15 protein-coding genes are annotated in these 19,476 nt (G+C 75.7%); 9 read left to right on the plus strand and 6 right to left on the minus strand.

Annotation, left to right across the window (positions count from 1 at the left end; translation table 11 throughout):
- Position 1: 1 nt before the first annotated feature.
- Genes BD833_RS04290 through BD833_RS04300 form a run of 3 tightly spaced genes read right to left on the minus strand, consistent with a single transcriptional unit; the run spans position 2 to position 3,272 of the window.
- Positions 2–1,651 carry a phospho-sugar mutase gene (locus BD833_RS04290; protein WP_166531880.1) on the minus strand — a complete coding sequence of 550 codons (1,650 nt, stop codon included), beginning with the start codon at positions 1,649–1,651 and terminating at the stop codon, positions 2–4.
- The gene (locus tag BD833_RS04295) at positions 1,648–2,466 is read right to left on the minus strand and encodes an NAD-dependent epimerase/dehydratase family protein (protein WP_166531881.1); all 819 of its coding nucleotides are present in this window, start codon (positions 2,464–2,466) and stop codon (positions 1,648–1,650) included. The genes BD833_RS04290 and BD833_RS04295 overlap by 4 nt, the downstream gene beginning before the upstream one ends.
- Complete coding sequence (locus tag BD833_RS04300; RefSeq protein WP_208092322.1) at positions 2,463–3,272, minus strand: purine-nucleoside phosphorylase; 810 nt, start codon at positions 3,270–3,272, stop codon at positions 2,463–2,465. Before BD833_RS04300 ends, BD833_RS04295 begins: the two co-directional genes overlap by 4 nt.
- Positions 3,273–3,337: 65 nt before the next feature.
- Here BD833_RS04300 and BD833_RS04305 point away from each other — a divergent pair, with 65 nt between their 5' ends.
- The 7 genes from BD833_RS04305 to BD833_RS04335 all read left to right on the plus strand — a co-directional run bounded on the left by BD833_RS04305 (position 3,338) and on the right by BD833_RS04335 (position 13,209).
- On the plus strand, positions 3,338–3,922 hold the full coding sequence (locus BD833_RS04305; protein ID WP_166531882.1) for a GNAT family N-acetyltransferase: 585 nt from the start codon (positions 3,338–3,340) through the stop codon (positions 3,920–3,922).
- Between the two features lie 52 nt (positions 3,923–3,974).
- A complete protein-coding gene (locus BD833_RS04310) occupies positions 3,975–5,180 on the plus strand; it encodes a glutamate--cysteine ligase (RefSeq protein ID WP_166531883.1) in 1,206 nt (401 codons plus the stop codon).
- A complete protein-coding gene (locus tag BD833_RS04315; protein ID WP_166531884.1) occupies positions 5,177–6,466 on the plus strand; it encodes an amidohydrolase in 1,290 nt (429 codons plus the stop codon). The genes BD833_RS04310 and BD833_RS04315 overlap by 4 nt, the downstream gene beginning before the upstream one ends.
- Entirely contained in the window at positions 6,463–8,388 is a 1,926-nt protein-coding gene (locus BD833_RS04320; protein WP_166531885.1) for a methylmalonyl-CoA mutase family protein, read from the plus strand. The genes BD833_RS04315 and BD833_RS04320 overlap by 4 nt, the downstream gene beginning before the upstream one ends.
- Positions 8,385–10,610 carry a methylmalonyl-CoA mutase gene (scpA, locus tag BD833_RS04325; RefSeq protein ID WP_166531886.1) on the plus strand — a complete coding sequence of 742 codons (2,226 nt, stop codon included), beginning with the start codon at positions 8,385–8,387 and terminating at the stop codon, positions 10,608–10,610. The genes BD833_RS04320 and scpA overlap by 4 nt, the downstream gene beginning before the upstream one ends.
- A complete protein-coding gene (gene meaB / locus BD833_RS04330; protein ID WP_166531887.1) occupies positions 10,610–11,626 on the plus strand; it encodes a methylmalonyl Co-A mutase-associated GTPase MeaB in 1,017 nt (338 codons plus the stop codon). Before scpA ends, meaB begins: the two co-directional genes overlap by 1 nt.
- A gap of 218 nt (positions 11,627–11,844) precedes the next feature.
- Complete coding sequence (locus BD833_RS04335) at positions 11,845–13,209, plus strand: hypothetical protein (RefSeq protein WP_166531888.1); 1,365 nt, start codon at positions 11,845–11,847, stop codon at positions 13,207–13,209.
- Here the strand turns inward: BD833_RS04335 and BD833_RS04340 are convergent.
- From BD833_RS04340 to BD833_RS04350, 3 genes are read right to left on the minus strand one after another with little or no spacing between them, the layout of a single operon-like run.
- On the minus strand, positions 13,181–13,654 hold the full coding sequence (locus BD833_RS04340) for a GtrA family protein (protein ID WP_166531889.1): 474 nt from the start codon (positions 13,652–13,654) through the stop codon (positions 13,181–13,183). The genes BD833_RS04335 and BD833_RS04340 overlap by 29 nt on opposite strands.
- A complete protein-coding gene (locus BD833_RS04345; protein ID WP_208092323.1) occupies positions 13,647–14,711 on the minus strand; it encodes a glycosyltransferase family 2 protein in 1,065 nt (354 codons plus the stop codon). Before BD833_RS04345 ends, BD833_RS04340 begins: the two co-directional genes overlap by 8 nt.
- Positions 14,712–14,730: 19 nt before the next feature.
- On the minus strand, positions 14,731–15,834 hold the full coding sequence (locus tag BD833_RS04350; RefSeq protein WP_166531890.1) for a DegT/DnrJ/EryC1/StrS family aminotransferase: 1,104 nt from the start codon (positions 15,832–15,834) through the stop codon (positions 14,731–14,733).
- Positions 15,835–16,153: 319 nt separating this feature from the next.
- Between BD833_RS04350 and BD833_RS04355 the strand changes: the two genes are divergently transcribed.
- Positions 16,154–17,089, plus strand: coding sequence for a WxcM-like domain-containing protein (locus tag BD833_RS04355; RefSeq protein ID WP_166531891.1), 936 nt, complete (start codon positions 16,154–16,156; stop codon positions 17,087–17,089).
- Complete coding sequence (locus BD833_RS04360) at positions 17,086–19,245, plus strand: hypothetical protein (RefSeq protein WP_166531892.1); 2,160 nt, start codon at positions 17,086–17,088, stop codon at positions 19,243–19,245. The genes BD833_RS04355 and BD833_RS04360 overlap by 4 nt, the downstream gene beginning before the upstream one ends.
- Positions 19,246–19,476: the final 231 nt, after the last annotated feature.

Consider the following 19,476-nt stretch of genomic DNA (forward strand, 5'->3'; position numbering starts at 1 on the left):
GCTACACGCCGAGAGCCGCCGACATCTCCGCCCGCAGCTGGTCGAGCTCGTCGGCACCGCGCCCGCGAGCGGCGATCATGCCCGCGTCGTCGTGCACCGGCACGACGGTCTCCAGGTAGGCCTTGAGCTTCGGCTCGGTGCCGCTGGGCCGCACGATCACCCGCACGCCGTCACCCAGGAGCCGGACGGCGTCGACCGGCGGCGACTGCTCGGCGAGGTCGGCGTACTCCACCGGCCGGCCCAGCAGCGCGGCAGGCGGCGCCGAGCGCAGCCGGGCCATCGCGTCGGTGATCAGCGACAGGTCCTCGACGCGCACCGACAGCTGGCCGGTGACGAACAGCCCGTGCTCCTCGGCCAGCTCGTCCAGCCGGTCCAGCAGCGTGCGGCCCTCGGCCTTCAGCTCCGCGGCCAGGAGCGCGACGGCGAGAGCGGCCGAGATGCCGTCCTTGTCCCGGACGACGTCCGGCGCGACCGCGTAGCCCAGCGCCTCCTCGTAGCCGTACACCAGCGGTGCGGCGGCCGACCCGGCGCGCACGATCCACTTGAACCCGGTGGGGGTCTCCTCCGACGGCACGCCGCGCGACTCGGCGATCGCGTGCATCAGCGATCCGCTGACCAGCGACGACGCGTAGGTGCCGCGCACCCCCCGGCGCAGCAGCCAGTCGGCGAGCAGCGCCCCCACCTCGTCACCGGTCAGCTGCCGGCCGGCGCACACCACCGAGCAGCGGTCGGCGTCGGGGTCCTGCGCGATCGCGACGTCGGCGCCCGAGCGGTCGGCCAGCGCGGTGAGCAGGTCGACGGCGCCGGGCTCCTCCGGATTCGGGAAGGCCACCGTCGGGAACCGCGGGTCGGGCGCGTCCTGCTCCGCGACCGCCACCGGTTGGGCGAACCCGGCCGCGGCGAACACCAGCCGGGTCGTCGACGCGCCCACCCCGTGCATGGCGGTGTAGGCCACCCGCAGCGCGGCCCGGTCCGCCGCCGGCACCCGCTCGGGGTCCAGCGCCCGCACCACCGCGGTCACGTACTCGGTGAGGACGTCGTCGCCCAGGACCGCGTGCCCACCGGTGAGCGGGACGTCCCGCGCCGGGCCGACGGCGGCGATGGCCGCCTCGATCGCCCGGTCGGCCGGTGGCACCAGCTGGGCGCCCTGCTCCAGGTAGAGCTTGTAGCCGTTGTCGTCGGGCGGGTTGTGGCTGGCGGTGACCATCACCCCGGCCACCGCGCCGAGGTGCCGGACGGCGAAGGCGAGCACCGGGGTGGGCAGCGGCCGCGGCATCAGCTGCACGCCGAACCCGAGCGCGGAGAACACCTGCGCGGAGAGGTGCGCGAACTCGTCCGACCGCCGGCGGGCGTCGAATCCGATCACGACCGTCCCGCCGCCGTGCCCGGTGTCCAGCAGGTGCCGGCCCACCCCGGCCGCGGCGCGCAGCACCACGGCGGCGTTCATGCCGGCCGGACCGGCCCGCAGGGGGCCGCGCAGCCCCGCCGTCCCGAAGGTCAGCGGACCGGCGAACCGGCGGCCGAGCTCGGCGGTGTCGCCGGCCTCGACGAGCGCCAGGATCTCGGCGCGGTCCCCCTCGTGCGGGTCCGCCTCCGCCCAGGCCCGGGCGGTGGCGAGGAGATCGCCGTTCACGCCTGGACGTCCGCTCATGCCTGGAAGTTCTCCGCGTCGAAGGCCGCGGTCGTGTACTCCCCGCCGACCCGGGCGTGCACCGGATCGGTGGGGTCGGGCTCGCCGTGCGCCTCGATCAGCGCCGCGGCGTACTGCTCGGCGTCGTCGTCCGACCGGTAGCCCAGCGCCTCCGCGGCGGAGAGGTCCCACCATCGGCGGGTGTTGTCCGAGACGCCCCACACGACCGAGAAGCCCGGGGACGCCGCCCGCAGGGCCGCGTCGACCAGGGAGACCGTGTCGGCGGGGGAGAGCCAGGTGGCCAGCTGGCGCACCGTCGTCGGCTCGGCGAACGCGCTGCCGATCCGCAGGCAGACCACGTCCAGGCCGTAGCGGTCCACGTACAGCGACCCGAGCGCCTCCATCGCCACCTTGGAGACGCCGTAGTAGGTGTCGGGGCGCGGTGGCGCGTCGGCCTCGCGGAGCGGCCCGCCGTCGGGGCGCGGGGTGTACCCGGTGGCGTGGTTGCTGCTGGCCAGCACCACGCGCGGCACCCCGGCGAGCCGGGCGGACTCCAGCGCGCAGTAGGTGCCGTCGATGTTGGCGTGCCGGATCGCCGGCCAGGTGGACTCACCGGAGATCCCGGCCAGGTGCACGACCGCCGCCGCGCCGCGGGCCGCCTCGGCCATCGCGGCGAGGTCGGTGGCGTCGGCCACCAGGTGCTCCTCACCGGGCCGGGGGTCGGGCACCGGCACGACGTCGAGCGAGCGCAGCGCCCAGCCGCGCTCGGGCAGGCCGCCGCGGAGCACCGTGCCGATCCGGCCGGCGGCGCCGGTGAGCAGGACGAGATCGCTCACGGCAGCCGCCCGATGAGCTGGACCAGGAACTCCCCGAGCCGGCCCGCGGCCGCCTTGCCGGCGGCGAGGACCTCGGCGTGGTCCAGCTTCTCCCCGGTGATGCCGGCCGCCGCGTTGGTGACCATGGAGAGGCCGAACACCTCGGCCCCGGCCGCCCGTGCCGCGATCGCCTCGAGCGCGGTGGACATGCCGACCAGGTCCGCGCCGAGGGTGCGGAGCATCCGGATCTCGGCCGGCGTCTCGTAGTGCGGGCCGGGCAGCTGCGCGTAGACGCCCTCGGCGAGGGAGGGGTCCAGCTCGCGGGCCAGCGCGCGCAGCCGCGAGGAGTACAGGTCGGTGAGGTCGACGAACGTGGCGCCGACCAGCGGTGAGCGGGCGGTCAGGTTCAGGTGGTCGGAGATCACCACCGCCTGGCCGACCCGGTGCTCCGGCGCCAGCCCGCCCGCCGCGTTGGTGAGGATCACCGTCCGCGCACCGGCGGCGACCGCGGCGCGCACCCCGTGGACGACCGGCGCGACTCCGCGGCCCTCGTAGAAGTGGGTGCGGCCCAGGAAGAGCAGCACCCGGCGGTCGCCCACGCGCACCGAGCGGACCTCGCCGCCGTGCCCGACCGCCGTCGGCGCCACGAAGCCGGGCAGCTCGGCGATGCCGACGCCGGCGTCGGGGGCGCCGAACGCGTCGGCCGCGGGGGCCCAGCCGGACCCCATGACGACGGCGACGTCGTGCCGGCCGCCGAGCGCGGCGACCAGGTCCTCGGCCGCCTGCGTCGCGAGGGTGTTGGGATCGATTCGGTGCAGCTCGCTCACGGTGGGACGCTAGCGCAGCGCCCGCGCCCGGGGCCGGGCGACGGTCGCCGCGGCAGGATGGGCCCGTGACGAGCACCGGCCGCGACGCCCAGCCCGCACTCGTCGGCCCGCGGGTCCGGCTGCGCCCGTGGCGGGCGGGCGACGCGCCGGCCGTGCTCGCGGCCTGTCAGGACCCGGAGATCCAGCGGTGGACGCAAGTGCCGGTGCCCTACCGCGCGGAGCACGCCGAGGGGTTCGTCGGCGACGTCGCCCCGCAGACCTGGGCCGAGGGCGGCGCGCTGTTCGCCGTCGAGCCGCTGGACGGCGGGGACCTCGTCGGGAGCATGGGTCTGTTCCCGCCCGAGCACGGCGTCGCCGAGGCCGGTTACTGGACGGCGCCCGCGCACCGCGGACGCGGACTGACCGCCGAGGCGCTGGGCGTGCTCACCGACTGGGCGCTGGCGCCCGCCGGGGGGCACCGCGTCGAGCTGCACCGCGTCGAACTGCTGGTGGACCCGGCCAACACCGGCTCCCGCCGGGTCGCCGAGGCGGCCGGGTTCACCGCCGAGGGGACCATCCGCCGGCGGTTCCTGCACCGCGGCCGGCCGAGCGACGTCATCCTCTACGCACGGCTGACCGGCGACGCCCGGGGAGGCGCCACCGGCGGGTGACCGGCGCTCGGCCGAGGGGTGCGGACCGGCCCGCGTCCCTAGACTCCCGGAGGTGGAGATCCCCTTCCGTAGCTCGGAGCGCGCCAGCCTCGGTGTGGAGTGGGAGCTGCAGCTCGTCGACCGGGAGACCAGGGAGCTGTCGCCCGGTGCCACCGAGATCCTCGAGCAGCTGCTCCCCGAGGGCGCCGAGGAGCACCCGAAGGCCAAGCACGAGCTGCTCCAGTCGACGATCGAGATCATCACCGGGGTCTGCACCACGGTGCGCGAGGCGAAGGCCGATCTCGCCGGCACCCTGGCCGAGGTGGTGGCCGCCGCCGACGAGCGCGGCCTCGGCCTGCTGTGCGCCGGCACCCACCCGTTCACCGACTGGCAGACCCAGGAGATCTCGCCCAAGGAGCGCTACCAGCAGCTGGTCGAGCGCATGCAGTGGCTGGCCCGCCGCCTGCAGATCTTCGGCGTCCACGTGCACGTCGGCGTCCGGGCGCCGGAGAAGGTCATCCCGATCGTCAACGCGCTGTGCCAGTACGTGCCGCACTTCCTGGCGCTGTCGTCGTCCTCGCCGTTCTGGGTCGGCTGCGACACCGGCCTCGCCTCGGCCCGCACCAAGATCTTCGAGGGCATGCCGACCGCCGGGCTGCCCTTCCAGCTCGCCGACTGGGACGAGTTCGAGGAGTACATGGAGACGCTGATCTCCACGAAGAGCATCGAGAGCGTCCGCGAGGTGTGGTGGGACATCCGGCCGCACCCCGACTTCGGCACCGTGGAGCTGCGGATCTGCGACGGGCTGCCCACCCTCGACGAGATCGGCGCGGTCGCCGCCCTCGCGCAGTGCCTGGTCGAGCAGTTCGACACCCAGCTCGACCGCGGCTACACCCTCCCCGTGCCCGAGGAGTGGGTGGTCCGGGAGAACAAGTGGCGGGCCTCCCGGTACGGCCTGGACGCCGAGATCATCGTCGACGAGCAGTACGCCGTCCGGCCGGTGCGCGAGGCGATCGCCGAGCTGGTCGAGGAGCTCGCGCCGACCGCCAAGCGGCTGGACTGCGAGGCCGAGCTGCGCGACGTCCTCCGCATCCTGGACGCCGGCGCCTCCTACCAGCGGCAGCGGGCGGTGGCCCGCGAGCACGACGGCGAGCTGCGCTTCGTCGTCGACAGCCTGCTGGCCGAGCTGCGGGACGGGCTGCCGGAGCCCGACCCGGCCGGCGTGCCCGACGGGCCGGTGCCGGGCCCGGCGGAGTGCGCCGGGGGACACGCGGCATGACCCCCGTCGTGGAGAAGCTGGCCACGGCGGTCGACGAGTGGGTCACCGCCAACGGGCCCGCGCTGTCGGCCACCCGGCGGCACCTGCACGCCCACCCGGAGCTCGGTTACGCGGAGTTCGAGACGACCTCCTTCCTCGAGGAGCGGCTGCGCCACCACGGGCTCGCGCCGCGCCGGCTCCCCACCGGCACCGGGCTGAGCGTCGACATCGGGCCGGGCGGTGGACCGGTCGTCGTCCTCCGGGCCGACATCGACGCGCTGCCCCTGAAGGACCTCAAGGACGTGCCGTACGCCTCCACCCGCGACGGCATCGCCCACGCCTGCGGGCACGACGTGCACACCACGGTGGTGCTCGGCGTCGCCGTCGCGCTGGCCTCGCTCGACGGGCTGCCGGGCACGGTCCGCTGCGTCTTCCAGCCCGCGGAGGAGACGGTTCCCGGCGGCGCCACCGAGGTCGTCGCCTCCGGTGTCCTGGACGGGGCCTCGCGTGCCTTCGCGCTGCACTGCGACCCGTCGATCCCGGCCGGCACGGTCGGGCTGCGGACCGGCCCCATCACCGCGGCGTGCGACCGGATGGACGTCACCCTCACCGGCCCCGGCGGGCACACCGCCCGGCCGCAGCTCACCGTCGACCTCGTCGACGCCCTCGGCCGGCTGATCACCGACGTGCCCGGGCTGCTCTCCCGCCAGGTCGACCCGCGGACCGGCATGTCCCTGGTCTGGGGGGCGGTCAACGCCGGGGTCGCGGCCAACGCCATCCCGCAGCGCGGGACGCTGCGCGGCACGGTCCGGGTGCTCGACCGGGAGGCCTGGAAGGGCGCCGAGGAGCTGATGCGCTCGCTGGTGGGGCGGATCACCGCCACCACCGGCGCCGAGGTCGACGTCGACTACATCCGTGGTGTGCCCCCGGTGGTCAACGACCCGCGCGCGGTGGCCCTGCTGCGCTCGGCCGCCATCGGCACCGTCGGCGCGGACAAGGTGGTGCTGTCGCCGCAGAGCATGGGGGGCGAGGACTTCGGCTGGTTCGCCGACGTCATGCCGATCGCCCTGGCCCGGCTGGGCACCCACGGCGGTGGCGCCCCCCTGGACCTGCACCGGGGCACGTTCGACGTCGACGAGCGGGCGATCGGGGTGGGCGTGCGGCTGCTGGCCCGCACCGCGCTGCTGGCCCTGGAGGCGGACGCGGAACCGTCGCCGAGCGGCCCACCGGCACCCCCTCGCACCCGCCGGCCGGCGCCCGGAGACACTTCTGCCCACCCTGCCGTGGAGGAGACCCGCCGAGGATGAGTTCCACCGACCAGCAGCCGAGCGGCGCCGCACCGGCCGACGCCGACGTGCCGGCCGAGCACGCGGTCCCGGAGGCCCTGGCGCTCGCCGCCGAGTTCGAGGCGGTCACCCGCGACCAGTGGCGCGAGCTGGTCGCGGGGGTGCTGCGCAAGAGCGGCCGGCAGGAGCTGCCCGACCCGGTCGAGGACGCCCTCCGCGTGGCCGTCGCCCCCGGGGTGACCGTCGGCCCGCTCTACACCGCCGAGGACGCCGGCGACCTCCCCGCGGGCGTCGGCGTGCCCGGCGTCCCGCCGTTCGTGCGCGGGTCCCGCCCGGCCGGCGGACCGGCCGGCTCGGCCGAGGTCGTCGCGGCGGGGGGCGCCGAGGGCGGCGCATCCGGCGGGTGGGACATCCGGCAGCGGCACGCGCACCCCGACGTCTCCGTCACCAGGGAGGCGATCGCCGCCGACCTGGAGAACGGTGTCACCTCGCTGTGGCTGGTCGTGGGGGAGGGGGCGGTCCCCGTCGGCGCGCTCGGCGACGTGCTGACCGACGTCTACCTCGACCTGGCGCCGGTGAGCGTGCAGGGCGGGCAGGCGGCGGCCGAGGCGTTCCTCGACCTGGTCGAGGGCCGCACCGACCTCGCGCCCGGCGGTTCCCTGGGACTGGACCCGCTCGGCGTCCAGGCCGCCTCGGGCGAGGAGCAGGACCTCTCCGGCCTCGCCGCCGTCGCGCGGCGGGCGGCCGCCCACACCGACCTGCGCACCGTCGTCGTCGACGGCACGGTCTTCTCCGACGCCGGGGCCTCCGTGGTCGAGGAGCTCGGCTGCTCGCTGGCCGCCGGCGTCGCCTACCTGCGCGCGCTCACTGACGGCGGGCTGGGCGTCGACGAGGCGATCGGCCAGCTGGAGTTCCGCTACGCGGCGTCGGCCGACCAGTTCACGACCATCGCCGCGCTGCGCGCCGCCCGCCGGCTGTGGGACCGCGTCGGTGAGGTCAGCGGGGCGTCGGCCGACGTGCGCGGCCAGCGCCAGCACGCCGTCACCTCGTCGGTGATGACCACCCGGCGCGACCCGTGGGTGAACATGCTGCGCACCACGGTGGCCTGCTTCGCCGCCGGTGTGGGCGGCGCCGACGTCGTCACGGTGCAGCCGTTCGACGCCGCGCTGGGGCTGCCCGACTCCTTCTCCCGCCGGATCGCGCGGAACACCCAGAACCTGCTCGTGGAGGAGGGGCACCTGGGCCGGGTCCTCGATCCGGCCGGCGGCTCCTGGTACGTCGAGCAGCTCACCGAGGACATCGCGCAGGCGGCCTGGGCCTGGTTCACCGAGATCGAGCGGGCCGGCGGGCTCTCCGCCGCGCTGGCCTCCGGGCTGGTCCGGGACCGGATCGCGCAGGCCTGGGACGCCCGCGCGGCCCGGCTGGCGACCCGCGCCGACGCGATCACCGGGGTGAGCGAGTTTCCGAACCTCGCCGAGAAGCTGCCGGAGCGGCAGCCGGCCGCGGAGCTGCGCCCGGCCGTCGGGCTGCCGCGGGTGCGCGCGGCGCAGGAGTTCGAGGCGCTGCGCGACGCCGCCGACGCCGCCGGGCAGCGACCGGCCGTCTACCTGGCCACCCTCGGCCCGGTCGCCCGGCACACCGCCCGCGCCACCTTCGCCGGCAACCTGTTCCAGGCCGGCGGGCTGGTCACCCCGGCCGGCGACGGCGCGACCGGGTTCGCGGACGCGGCCACGACGGTGGCCTGCATCTGCGGCACCGACAAGGACTACGCCGCCGACGCCGCCGGGCTCGCGCGCGAGCTCCGGGCCGCCGGCGCCACGCAGGTGTGGCTGGCCGGCAGGCCGGACCTCGCCGTCGACGGCGTCGACGGGTACGTCTTCGCCGGGTGCGACGCCCTCGCGGCACTGCGGACCGTCCACGAGCAGCTGGGAGTGGCGCGATGACAGCGATCCCCGACTTCGGCGACGTCGAGCTCGGCCGCCCGTCCGGCGCCGCCTCGGCCGACGACTGGGCGAAGGCGTTCGAGGCGGCGACCGGCCGCGGCGTGGGCGAGGCGACCTGGGAGACCCCCGAGGGGATCGCCGTCCCGCCGCTCTACACGCCCGCCGACCTGGCCGACCTGGACTTCCTGGAGACGCTGCCCGGCCTGCCGCCGTTCCTGCGCGGCCCCTACCCGACGATGTACACCACCCAGCCGTGGACGGTCCGCCAGTACGCGGGCTTCTCGACCGCGGCCGAGTCCAACGCCTTCTACCGGCGCAACCTCGCCGCCGGGCAGAAGGGGCTGTCGATCGCCTTCGACCTGCCCACCCACCGCGGCTACGACTCCGACCACCCGCGCGTGCCGGGCGACGTCGGCATGGCGGGCGTGGCCATCGACTCGATCCTGGACATGCGGCAGCTGTTCGACGGCATCCCGCTGGACCGGATGAGCGTCTCGATGACGATGAACGGCGCCGTGCTGCCGGTGCTGGCGCTCTACATCGTGGCGGCCGAGGAGCAGGGGGTGGAGCCGGGTCAGCTGACCGGCACCATCCAGAACGACATCCTCAAAGAGTTCATGGTGCGGAACACCTACATCTACCCGCCCAAGCCCTCGATGCAGATCATCAGCGACATCTTCGCGTTCACCTCGCAGCGGATGCCGAAGTTCAACTCCATCTCGATCTCCGGCTACCACATCCAGGAGGCCGGGGCGACCGCCGACCTGGAGCTGGCGTACACCCTCGCCGACGGCGTCGAGTACCTGAAGGCCGGCCAGGCCGCCGGGATGGACGTCGACGCGTTCGCGCCCCGCCTGTCGTTCTTCTGGGCCATCGGGATGAACTTCTTCATGGAGGTCGCGAAGCTCCGGGCCGGGCGGCTGCTGTGGGCGAAGCTGGTGAAGGACGCCGGGGCGCAGAACCCCAAGTCGCTGTCGCTGCGCACCCACTCGCAGACCTCGGGCTGGTCGCTCACCGCGCAGGACGTCTACAACAATGTCGTCCGCACCTGCCTGGAGGCGATGGCGGCGACCCAGGGGCACACCCAGTCGCTGCACACCAACGCCCTCGACGAGGCGCTGGCGCTGCCCACCGACTTCTCCGCGCGGATCGCCCGCAACACCCAGCTGGTGCTGCAGCAGGAGTCCGGCACCACCCGGGTCGTCGACCCGTGGGGCGGCTCGGCCTACGTCGAGAAGCTCACCTACGACCTGGCCCGCCGCGCCTGGGCGCACATCCAGGAGGTCGCCGAGCACGGTGGCATGGCGCAGGCCATCGACGACGGCATCCCGAAGCTGCGCATCGAGGAGGCCGCGGCCCGCACGCAGGCCCGCATCGACTCCGGCCGCCAGCCGGTCATCGGCGTGAACAAGTACCGGGTCGACGCCGACGAGGCGATCGAGGTGCTCCGCGTCGACAACGCCGACGTGCTGGCCCAGCAGAAGGCCAAGCTCGAGCAGCTGCGGGCCGAGCGCGACGGCGGCGCCGTCACCGAGGCGCTGGCCCGGCTCACCGACGCCGCCCGCGCCGCGGCCGAGGGCACGCGGGGCAACGACCTCGACCGCAACCTGCTGAAGCTCGCCGTCGACGCGGCGCGGGCCAAGGCCACGGTGGGGGAGATCTCCGACGCGCTGGAGGCGGTCTACGGCCGGCACGCCGGCCAGGTGCGCACCATCTCCGGCGTCTACCGCGACGAGGCGCTGGCGGGTGGCCGGGCGGGGGAGGGCAGTCCCATGGAGGAGACGCGGCGCCAGGCCGAAGAGTTCGCCGAGGCGGAGGGCCGCCGGCCGCGCATCCTCGTGGCCAAGATGGGCCAGGACGGGCACGACCGCGGGCAGAAGGTCATCGCCACCGCGTTCGCCGACCTCGGCTTCGACGTCGACGTGGGCCCGCTGTTCCAGACCCCCGACGAGGTCGCCCGGCAGGCGGTGGAGGCCGACGTGCACGTCGTCGGCGTCTCGTCGCTGGCGGCCGGCCACCTCACGCTGGTGCCGGCGCTGCGCGACGCGCTGGCCGAGCTGGGTGCCGACGACGTGCTGATCGTCGTCGGCGGCGTCATCCCGCCGGACGACGTGCCGACGCTGCGGGAGATGGGCGCCGCCGCGGTCTTCCCGCCCGGCACGGTCATCGCCGAGGCGGCGCAGGAGCTGCTGCGCACGCTGTCCGAGCGCCTCGGCCACTGATGGGTCGCGAGGTCGACGTCCCCGCGCTGGTCGAGGGGGTGCTCGCCGGGGACCGCCGGGTGATGGCACGCGCCATCACGCTGGTCGAGTCCCGCCGGGCGGACCACCGGGAGAAGGCCCAGGAGCTGCTGGTCGAGCTGCTGCCGCACGCCGGGGGAGCGCGGCGGGTCGGGATCAGCGGCGTGCCCGGCGTGGGCAAGTCGACCTTCATCGACTCCCTCGGGGGAACGCTGACGGGGGAGGGGCACCGGGTGGCGGTGCTCGCCGTCGACCCGTCGTCGGCCCGGTCGGGCGGCTCGATCCTGGGCGACAAGACCCGGATGTCCCGGCTGGCCGTCGACCCGGCCGCCTTCATCCGGCCCTCGCCGACGTCGGGGACGCTCGGCGGCGTCGCGCAGGCGACGCGGGAGTCGATGGTCGTGGTCGAGGCGGCCGGCTACGACGTCGTGCTGGTGGAGACCGTCGGCGTCGGCCAGTCGGAGATCACCGTCGCCGAGATGGTCGACTCGTTCCTCTTCCTGACGATCGCGCGCACCGGCGACCAGCTGCAGGGCATCAAGCGCGGCATCCTCGAGATCGCCGACGTCATCGCCGTGAACAAGGCCGACGGCCCGGCCGCCGCGGACGCCCGCAAGGCCGCGCGGGAGCTCTCCTCCGCCATCCGCATGCTGCGCGGCCGGGGCGAGCCGTGGGACGTGCCGGTGCTCACCTGCGCCGGGCTGACCGGTGAGGGACTGGACGAGGTGTGGGCGAAGCTCGTCGAGCACCAGGACCGGGCGAAGGCCTCCGGCGCGTTCGACGAGCGGCGCCGCACGCAGCAGGTGCGCTGGACCTGGCAGCTCGTCCGCGACGGGCTGGAGCACGCGCTGCGCGCGCACCCGGGCGTCCGCGCCGCCGTCCCGGACCTGGAGCGGGCCGTCCTCGCCGGCGAGCTGACCCCCGCGCTGGCGGCCCGGCAGGTGCTCGGCACCTTCCTGGAGTTCCCGCCGCCCGCCGCGGCGGACGCCGCCCGCTGACCTGCCGGCACGGCTCCGGGGTGCCATCGGCCCCCTCCGCCCCGTGGCCGCTCGCCACCCCGTACCCCACCCCGGCCGCGGTGCTCGATGCCGTCTTCGCCGTCGCCGGCCGCCGCTGGCCTGTCGCTCCGGGTGGGCCGCCGGACCATGACGTAGCGTCCGCGGCGGCCCGGACCGGCGCGTCCGGGTGCCCGTCGCCGGTCAGGGAGGCCGTTCTCGTGAGCCAGACCGCCCCGTCGGCCTCCGCCGCGCCGCCCCGGTGGCCCGGGGGCCTGTGGCGGGTGCAGCTGGTCAGCGGGCTGCTGCTCGCGCTCGCCGTGGTGCTGCAGCCGCCGGCGCCGGCCTTCCTCTACGACGCCACGAAGTACTGGGGCGGCGCGCGGGCGCTGCTCGCGGGCGGCGACGTCTTCACGGCCGGCCTGCTCGACCTGCGCGGCGTCCTCACCGTCCTGCTCTACCTCCCGGCGGCCGCCGTGACCGCGGTGGCCGGCGACGCCGCGGCGGGGTTCGCCGTCCTGGCGGAGAACGCGCTCCTGGTCGCCGTGATCGGGGTCGTGCTGGTGCCGCGGCTGGTCGCGGTGTGGCGGCCGGCGACCCGGACGACGGTGCTCGTGGCCGCGGTGGGCACCGGGATCACGCTGGCCGGCTTCGCCCCCTTCCCGCTGACCGACCTGTGGGCCGCGGCGCTGCTGATCACCGCGGTCGTGGCGCTGGACCGGACCGGGCGGTGGTGGCTGCTGCTCGCCGGCGCCGCCGCCGGCGTGGCGTTCAACGTCCGGCCCGGATCGCTGCTCACGCTGATCGCCCTCGGGATCGCCGTGCTCGTCGCGCGCCGCCTGGCCGCGGGCTGGTTCGCGCTCGGGAGCGCGCTCGCCCTGCTGCCGCAGTTCGTGCTCAACCTGCGCCGGGGCGCCACCTGGCTGCCCTGGCCGGAGCAGACCGGCTGGCTCACCCAGCTGCAGGCCGCCGACGCCGCCTACCTCGTGCGCTACGACACCGTGGTCGCCGGCGCGGCGAGCCCCCGGCGGTTCTACTGCAGCCCGGGCATGGCCACCGCGCTGGACGGCGACACCCCCGGGTCGCCCGGCGAGCTGCTCACCACCTACCTGGCCCACCTGCCGCAGGCGATGCTCTTCTCCGCCCAGAAGGTCGGGGCGGCGCTGCACTGGCCGCTGTCCACCCCCTACACCGCCCCGGCGCCGGGCGTGGACGGGCTCTTCGCGCTGCTCGTCACGGCCCTCGCGGTCACCGGCTCGGCCGTGGTGCTGACCCGGCTCGTCCGGCGCGGCGCGCGGCCGCGGCTGGGCACCGTCGCCGCCGCGCTGGTGTGGGCCGGCGCGCTGGTGGGCCTGGTGACCTCGTCCACCGAGACCCGGTTCGCCCTGCTGCTCGTGCTGCTCGGGGTGGCCGGCAGCGCGTTGCTGGCCACCGCCGCCCTCGGCCCGGACCGGGCGGCGACCCCCGGCCGGGCGTGGGTGGCCGGCACGGTCGTCGCCGTCCTCGCCGTCTACGCCCTGGGCGTCACCGGGCTGCAGCACCCGGTCGCGGGGGAGGTCACCCCGGAGATCTGCGCCGCGCAGTGACGCCGGCCGCCGCCGGGTCGGTGCCGGCCGCGGGCGGCGCCCGGAACAGCAGCCGACCCCCGAGGAAGTTCAGCGGCGCGGTGACGGCGACGGTCACCACCGCGGTGACCACCGCGGAGGGGTCCCAGCGGCTCTCCAGGACGTGCACGACGAGCAGCCCGACGCCGTAGACCAGCAGGTACCACCCGACGAAGGCCGCCCCGGTGCTCCAGGTCAGCCGGGCGCCGAACACCACCGAGGCGGTCAGCACGGTGGTGTAGGCCAGGCCCGCGGCGAAGACCAGCGTGTACGCGACGGTCGCGGGCAGCCACTGCTGGAGGAGCACGAACAGCGCGAGGGTGACCAGGGTGTTGCTGCCCCCCACGACGGCGAACCGGAGCAGCTCGCCGTACGTCCGCCGGCTGCCGGCCGGCGCCGTGGTCCGCGCCGGGCCGGGCTCAGCCACGGCCGGCGGGGAACCGCTCGTGGTGCATCGGCACCGCACCGGGGCGGTGCTTGCTGTTCTCGTAGGTGCGCCAGACGTAGGACCCCACGATGCCCAGGGCCAGCAGGATCGACGAGCACAGCAGGAACAGCATGAGCATCAGCGGCGTGTAGCCCTGGACCTGGACGTTCCCGGTGGCCCAGGCGGCGAACACCGCGATCCCGGCGACCACCGACAGCACGACGCCGAGGACGCCGGCGGTGATCAGCACGGTGATCGGCAGGTCGGTGAAGGAGAAGATGCTGTCGCTCATGTAGCGCAGCTTCTTCCGCAGCGTCCAGCCGCTCTTCCCGTGCTCCCGCTCCTGGCGGACGTAGGGGATCTCGGCCCGCCGGAACCCCAGCCAGTAGAGCAGGCCGACCAGGCTGGTGTGGGACTCCTCGAGCCGCAGCAGCTCGGTGACCACCTGCCGGGTGCAGCCGAACATGTCGACCCCGCCGACCGGCAGGTCCTTGTGCACGAACCGCCGGTAGAGGCTCCAGAAGGTGCGGGAGGCCACGGAGGACAGCGCCGGGTCGTTGCGGGCGGAGCGGACGCCCACCGCCACGTCGAACTCGCCGGTGGACAGCGCGGCGAAGATGTCCTGCACGAGCGAGACCGGCTCCTGCAGGTCCGCGGCCATGACGGCGGTGTACCGGCCCTCGGCGACGGCGAGGCCGGCCCGCAGCGCCGAGAAGGCGCCGTAGTTGCGCGACAGGGTGACCAGCTGGGCCCGCAGGCCCGACTCGGGGAGCAGCCGGCGGAGCACCAGCAGCGAGGCGTCCGGCGAGCCGTCGACGACGAACACCGCCTCCATCTCGCCGTCGAGGTCGCCGGAGAGCGTGGCCAGCCGGTCGAGCAGGGCGGGGATGGTGGCCTCGTTGCCGTACACGGGCACGACGACCGAGTAGGTCACGTCCGTGGCCGGGACGGCCGGGTGCTCCGACGTCCCGGCGGGCTGCGGGGTCGCCGCCGGCCACGTCTGCCGGGTCAGCGGACCGGGGTCCGTCAGGTGCGTGTCCACCAGGTGCGTGTCCATCAGATCGGGATCCGTCCGGTCAGAGCGCGGCGAGGGCATGGCACACCCGGTCGACCTCGGCGTCGGTCATCTCGGCGAAGCAGGGCACGGTGAGGATCTCCGCGGCGGCCTGCTCGGTCACCGGCAGGGAGATCCCGGCCGCGGCCTCGGCGAGGACCGGCTGCCGGTGGTCGGGCACCGGGTAGTGCACGTCGGTCCGGATGCCGGCCGCGGCCAGGGCCGCCCGGTCGGCGTCGCGGGACGGGGAGCGGAGGACGGCGAGGTGGCCGACGTAGGCGGGGGAGCCCGCGGCGTCGCCGTGCACCATCCTGCGCGGCCCGTGCTCCAGGGCGGTGGCGTACCGCCCCACGATCTCCCTCCGCCGGGCGTTCCAGCCGGCCAGGTGCGGCAGCTTGGTGCGCAGCACGGCGGCCTGCAGCTCGTCGAGCCGGCTGTTGCGGCCCCGCGGCACGGTGGCGGTGTACTTCGCCGACCAGCCGTACTGGCGCAGGCTGCGCACCAGCGCGGCGCGCTCGGGGTCGTCGGTCACCACGGCGCCCGCGTCACCCAGGGCACCGAGGTTCTTGGTCGGGAAGAAGCTGAAGGCGGCGACGTCGGCCAGCGAGCCGGCGGGGCCCTCGTCGGACACCGCACCCGCCGCCTGGGCGCAGTCCTCGATCAGCGGGATCCCCCGGCCGGCGCACAGCTCGCGCAGCGGCCCGACCTCGGCCAGCCGGCCGTAGAGGTGCGTGACGACGACGGCCTTCGTCGCGGCGGTGAGAGCGGGCTCCACGGTGGCCGCCGTGAGCAGCAGGGTGTCCGGGTCGACGTCGGCGAAGCGGGGCACCAGGCCGGCCTTCAGCGCCGCCGTCGTGGTGTACATCCCGGCGTTGGCGGCGGTGAGGATCTGGTCCCCCGGGCGGCACCCGACGCTGAGCAGGGCCAGCTCCAGGGCGTCGGTGCCGTTGCCCACCCCGACGCAGTGGGCGGCGCCGACGGCGGCGGCGAACTCCCGCTCGAAGGCGTCGTGCTGCGGGCCCAGGACGTACCACCCGCTGGACAGCACCTCGTCCACGGTGGACCGCAGTTCGCCCTCGAGCGCCGCGAACCCGCGACCCAGGTCGTTGAGGGGCACATCGCCCATGCTGTTCGTCCTCGCCCTTCCGGCCGGCCGTCGCCGGGTCTCCCCCCACCGGGGTGGACGGACCGATCCGTCCACCGAGCACAGTAGGTGGCCGACCGGCGGGCCGCGTGCACGGCGCGGAGTGCCGGGGTTGCTGCGCAGGATGTGCTGGACGGGCTCCCGCACGGTTCCTGGGGCGGGTGTGACCGGCGGTGTGACGCTCCCGCGCGCAGTGGCTAATGTCGGCCCGGATGCGGTCCGCCCGTGGCCCACTGGAACCGGCGCCGTCCCTGCCGCCCGGCCGCCGCGAGCGAGCACCCCGACCTCCCTGGAGATCCAGATGAGCTACTCCGTCCACGCCGCCGGTCTGTGCGACAGCACCGACGTGGGTGCCGGGACCCAGGTGGCTGCCTTCGCGCACGTGCTCGCGGGAGCCCGCATCGGAGCCGGCTGCGTGATCGGCGACCACGCCGTGGTCGGCGACGACGTGGTGCTCGGCGACCGGGTGCGCCTGGGCAGCGGCGTGCGGGTCGGGGACGGCGCCCGGCTGGCCGACGACGTGGTCGCCGGGCCGAACGTCGTCTTCACCGACACCGCGCCGGACGCCGACGGGGCCGAGGCCGGGTCCGACCGGCAGACCGTCGTGGGCCCCGGGGCCTCCCTCGGCGCCAACTCCACCATCGTGCGCGGCGTCAGCATCGGCCGGCGCGCCCGCGTGGCGGCCGGCACCGTGGTGACCAACGACGTCCCGCCGAACGCCGTGGTCGAGGGCAACCCGGTCCGCATCGTCGGCTACGTCGACGCCGGCCCCGGGGAGGTCGTCGACCGGCGGGGAAACCCGCGCCAGGTGCAGTCCAGCCGCGTCCCGGGGGCGCAGCTGGTGCAGCTCACCCGCGCCGACGACCTCCGGGGCAGCCTCGTCGCCGCCAACTTCGCCGGCGACCTGCCGTTCGTGCCGCAGCGGTTCTTCACCGTGTTCGGCGTGCCGTCCTCCGACGTGCGGGGAGCGCACGCGCACCGCCGCTGCCACCAGCTGCTCGTCTGCGTCCAGGGCAGCGTGAGCGCGCTGGTCGACGACGGCGCCGAGCGGCAGGAGTTCGTGCTCGACCGGCCGGACCTCGCGCTGCACATGCAGCCGATGATCTGGGGCACGCAGTACCGGTACACCTCCGACGCCGTCCTGCTGGTCCTGGCGTCGGACCCGTACGACCCCGACGACTACATCCGCGACCACGACGAGTTCCTCGCCGAGGTCGCCCGGGCCGCGTCCGCGTGAGCACGAGCGTGCTGGAGCGCGTGGCGCCGCCGAGCCCTCGCCCGGTGTGGCGCAGCACGCGCGCCGCCTGGGCGGTCCCGCTCGGCCTGGCCGCGCTCGGCTGGGCGCTGCTGGCCGTCGGTGGCGTCGACGTCGCGCAGGCGCTGCGCCTGGTCCTGGTCGTCGTCGTGCAGGTGGGCACCGGGGCGGTGCTCTGGCGGCTGGCCCGCGGTCCGGCCGGCCTCGCGGTCAGCGAGCTGGTGGGGCTCGGGACGGCGGTCGGCACGCTGCTGGCCATGCTCGGCGCGCAGCTGCTGCTCCCGACGCCGCTGGCGCCGGTGGGCTGGCTGGCCCCCACGGTCCTGGTGGCGGCCGCGCTCCTGGTCCCGGCCGTCCGCGCCCGGCTGCGGTCCGGGACCGTCGTGCGGCCCGGCCTGGACGAGCTCGGCAGCGTGGGCGCCGGCCTGGCGATCGCGCTGCTCTACGTGTGGTCGTTCTGGCGGGCCCACCCGCTGTCCTTCGACGGCTGGCGCAGCTACTACGTGGACATCCCGTACCACGAGGCGCTCGCGACCTCGCTGGCCACGTGGGGGCCGGGCGACAGCATCTTCGCCGCCGGCACGCCGGTCCGGTACCACTGGTTCGTGCACGCCTGGTCGGGCACCACGACCGACGCCGCGGGGGCCGACGCCTTCGTCGTCCTGACCCGGGTCTTCCCGCTGGTCGCCTTCCTCGGCATCCTCTGCCTGGTCTGGACGTGGAGCCGGCGGCTCTCCGCCCACCGGGCGGTGCCGGCCCTGGCGATCCTGCTGCTCGCGGTCGGCCTCAACGTGGCCAGCGTCTCGTCGATCACCTTCCTCCAGCACTCGCTGCTCTCGCCGTCCCTGGGCTTCGGCGCGCTGGCGATGCTGGGCGCCGCGATCGTCCTCACCGACCTCCTGCGCGGCACCCTCCGGTGGCCGTACGCCTTCCTGGCCCTCTTCGCCGTCGGGTGCGTCGGCGGCAAGACCAGCTTCGCGGCGGTGCTCGGCGGCGGGATCGGCCTGCTCGCGCTCGCCGGGCTGCGCGACCGGGAGACCCGCGGGCGCGCCCTCACCGCGCTCGCCGTGGTGGGCGGGGCGGTGGCAGCGGCCTTCGTCGTGCTGATCATGGGCAGCGGCGGCGACCTGCTCCTGGAGCCCGGGTCGACGGCACGCGCCTTCGGCCTCGTCGGCGGTGAGGGCCGGCTCGCCCTGCTGGTCGGCTCGGTCGCCGTGGCGCTGGTCTTCGCCGCCAAGTGGGCCGGCCTGCTCGCCCTGGCCGGCGGCCGTCCAGTCCCCGAGTTCTGGTTCGCCCTCGGGGCCGTCGCCGGTGGGCTGTTCCTGGCCTCGGTCATGGGCCACCCGGGTCTCAGCCAGACCTACTTCCCGATCTCCGCGGGCGTCGTCGCCTCCGTGGTGGCCGCGGCCGGGCTCGGCGTCGCCCTGGAGCGGCTGCCCGCCGCGATCCTCTGGGCCGCCGCCGGGGTAGGTGCCGCCGCCGGGCTGCTGGGGCTGATGGTCGTGCCGCAGCGGTTCGTCTGGGCGCTGCCCTACGCGGTCTGGGCGCTTCCGGTGCTCCTGGCCGCCGCGGTGTTCCTGGTGCGCCGGCGCCGTGGACCCTCGGTCGCCGTCGCCGCGGCGACGCTCGGTGTGGGGCTCACCGTCGCCGCGCTGACCGCCGGGGTCTCCGAGGTCGTCGACGCGGCGCGGACCGCGCCGACGGCGGCCGCGGCACCGGACGCCCCCATGGCCTGGACGCCGGAGCACGCCGAGGCGCTCGGCTGGCTCCGCGAGAACTCCTCGGCCGACGACGTCGTGGCCACCAACCGCCAGTGCAGCGGACCGGGGGAGGCGGCGGAGTCCTGCGGGCGCTACCGCTGGTTCCTCGACGCGGCTCTCGCCGACCGGCGGATGTACGTCCAGGGGGCCGACTACCTGGCCGGTGTGCCTCACCCCGACTGGGTCCAGGACCGGATCGACCTGTCCCGCCGGTTCGTCGACGCCCCCGCGGCCCGGGACGCCGACGCGCTGTGGGACGCCGGTGTCCGGTGGGTGGTCGCCGACCTGGCGTCCACGCAGAACCGGGACTGGACCGGGTTCGCCGAGCGGGCGTTCGCCACCGACACCACCGTCGTCCTGCGGCTCGCGCCGCGCTGACCGGGGATCAGACGCCGCTGGAGCGGCAGTCGCGGGTGCGCAGCTCGCGCACGTAGTCGTCGGGGGCGCCGGCGGCCTCCGCGGCGTCGGCCATGACCCCGAGCTGGCGGGCCGAGGGGAGGCCCCCTCGAAGGCGTCGAGCACCCAGCTGTCACAGCCTGACCCTCCGCGGGTGCTCCCGGGCACCACGAGCACCGGCCGCCCCACCCGTCGGGTCGCTCGTTGCCCATC

Source organism: Blastococcus xanthinilyticus, from assembly GCF_008124835.1.
Classification (GTDB): Bacteria; Actinomycetota; Actinomycetes; order Mycobacteriales; family Geodermatophilaceae; genus Blastococcus; species Blastococcus xanthinilyticus.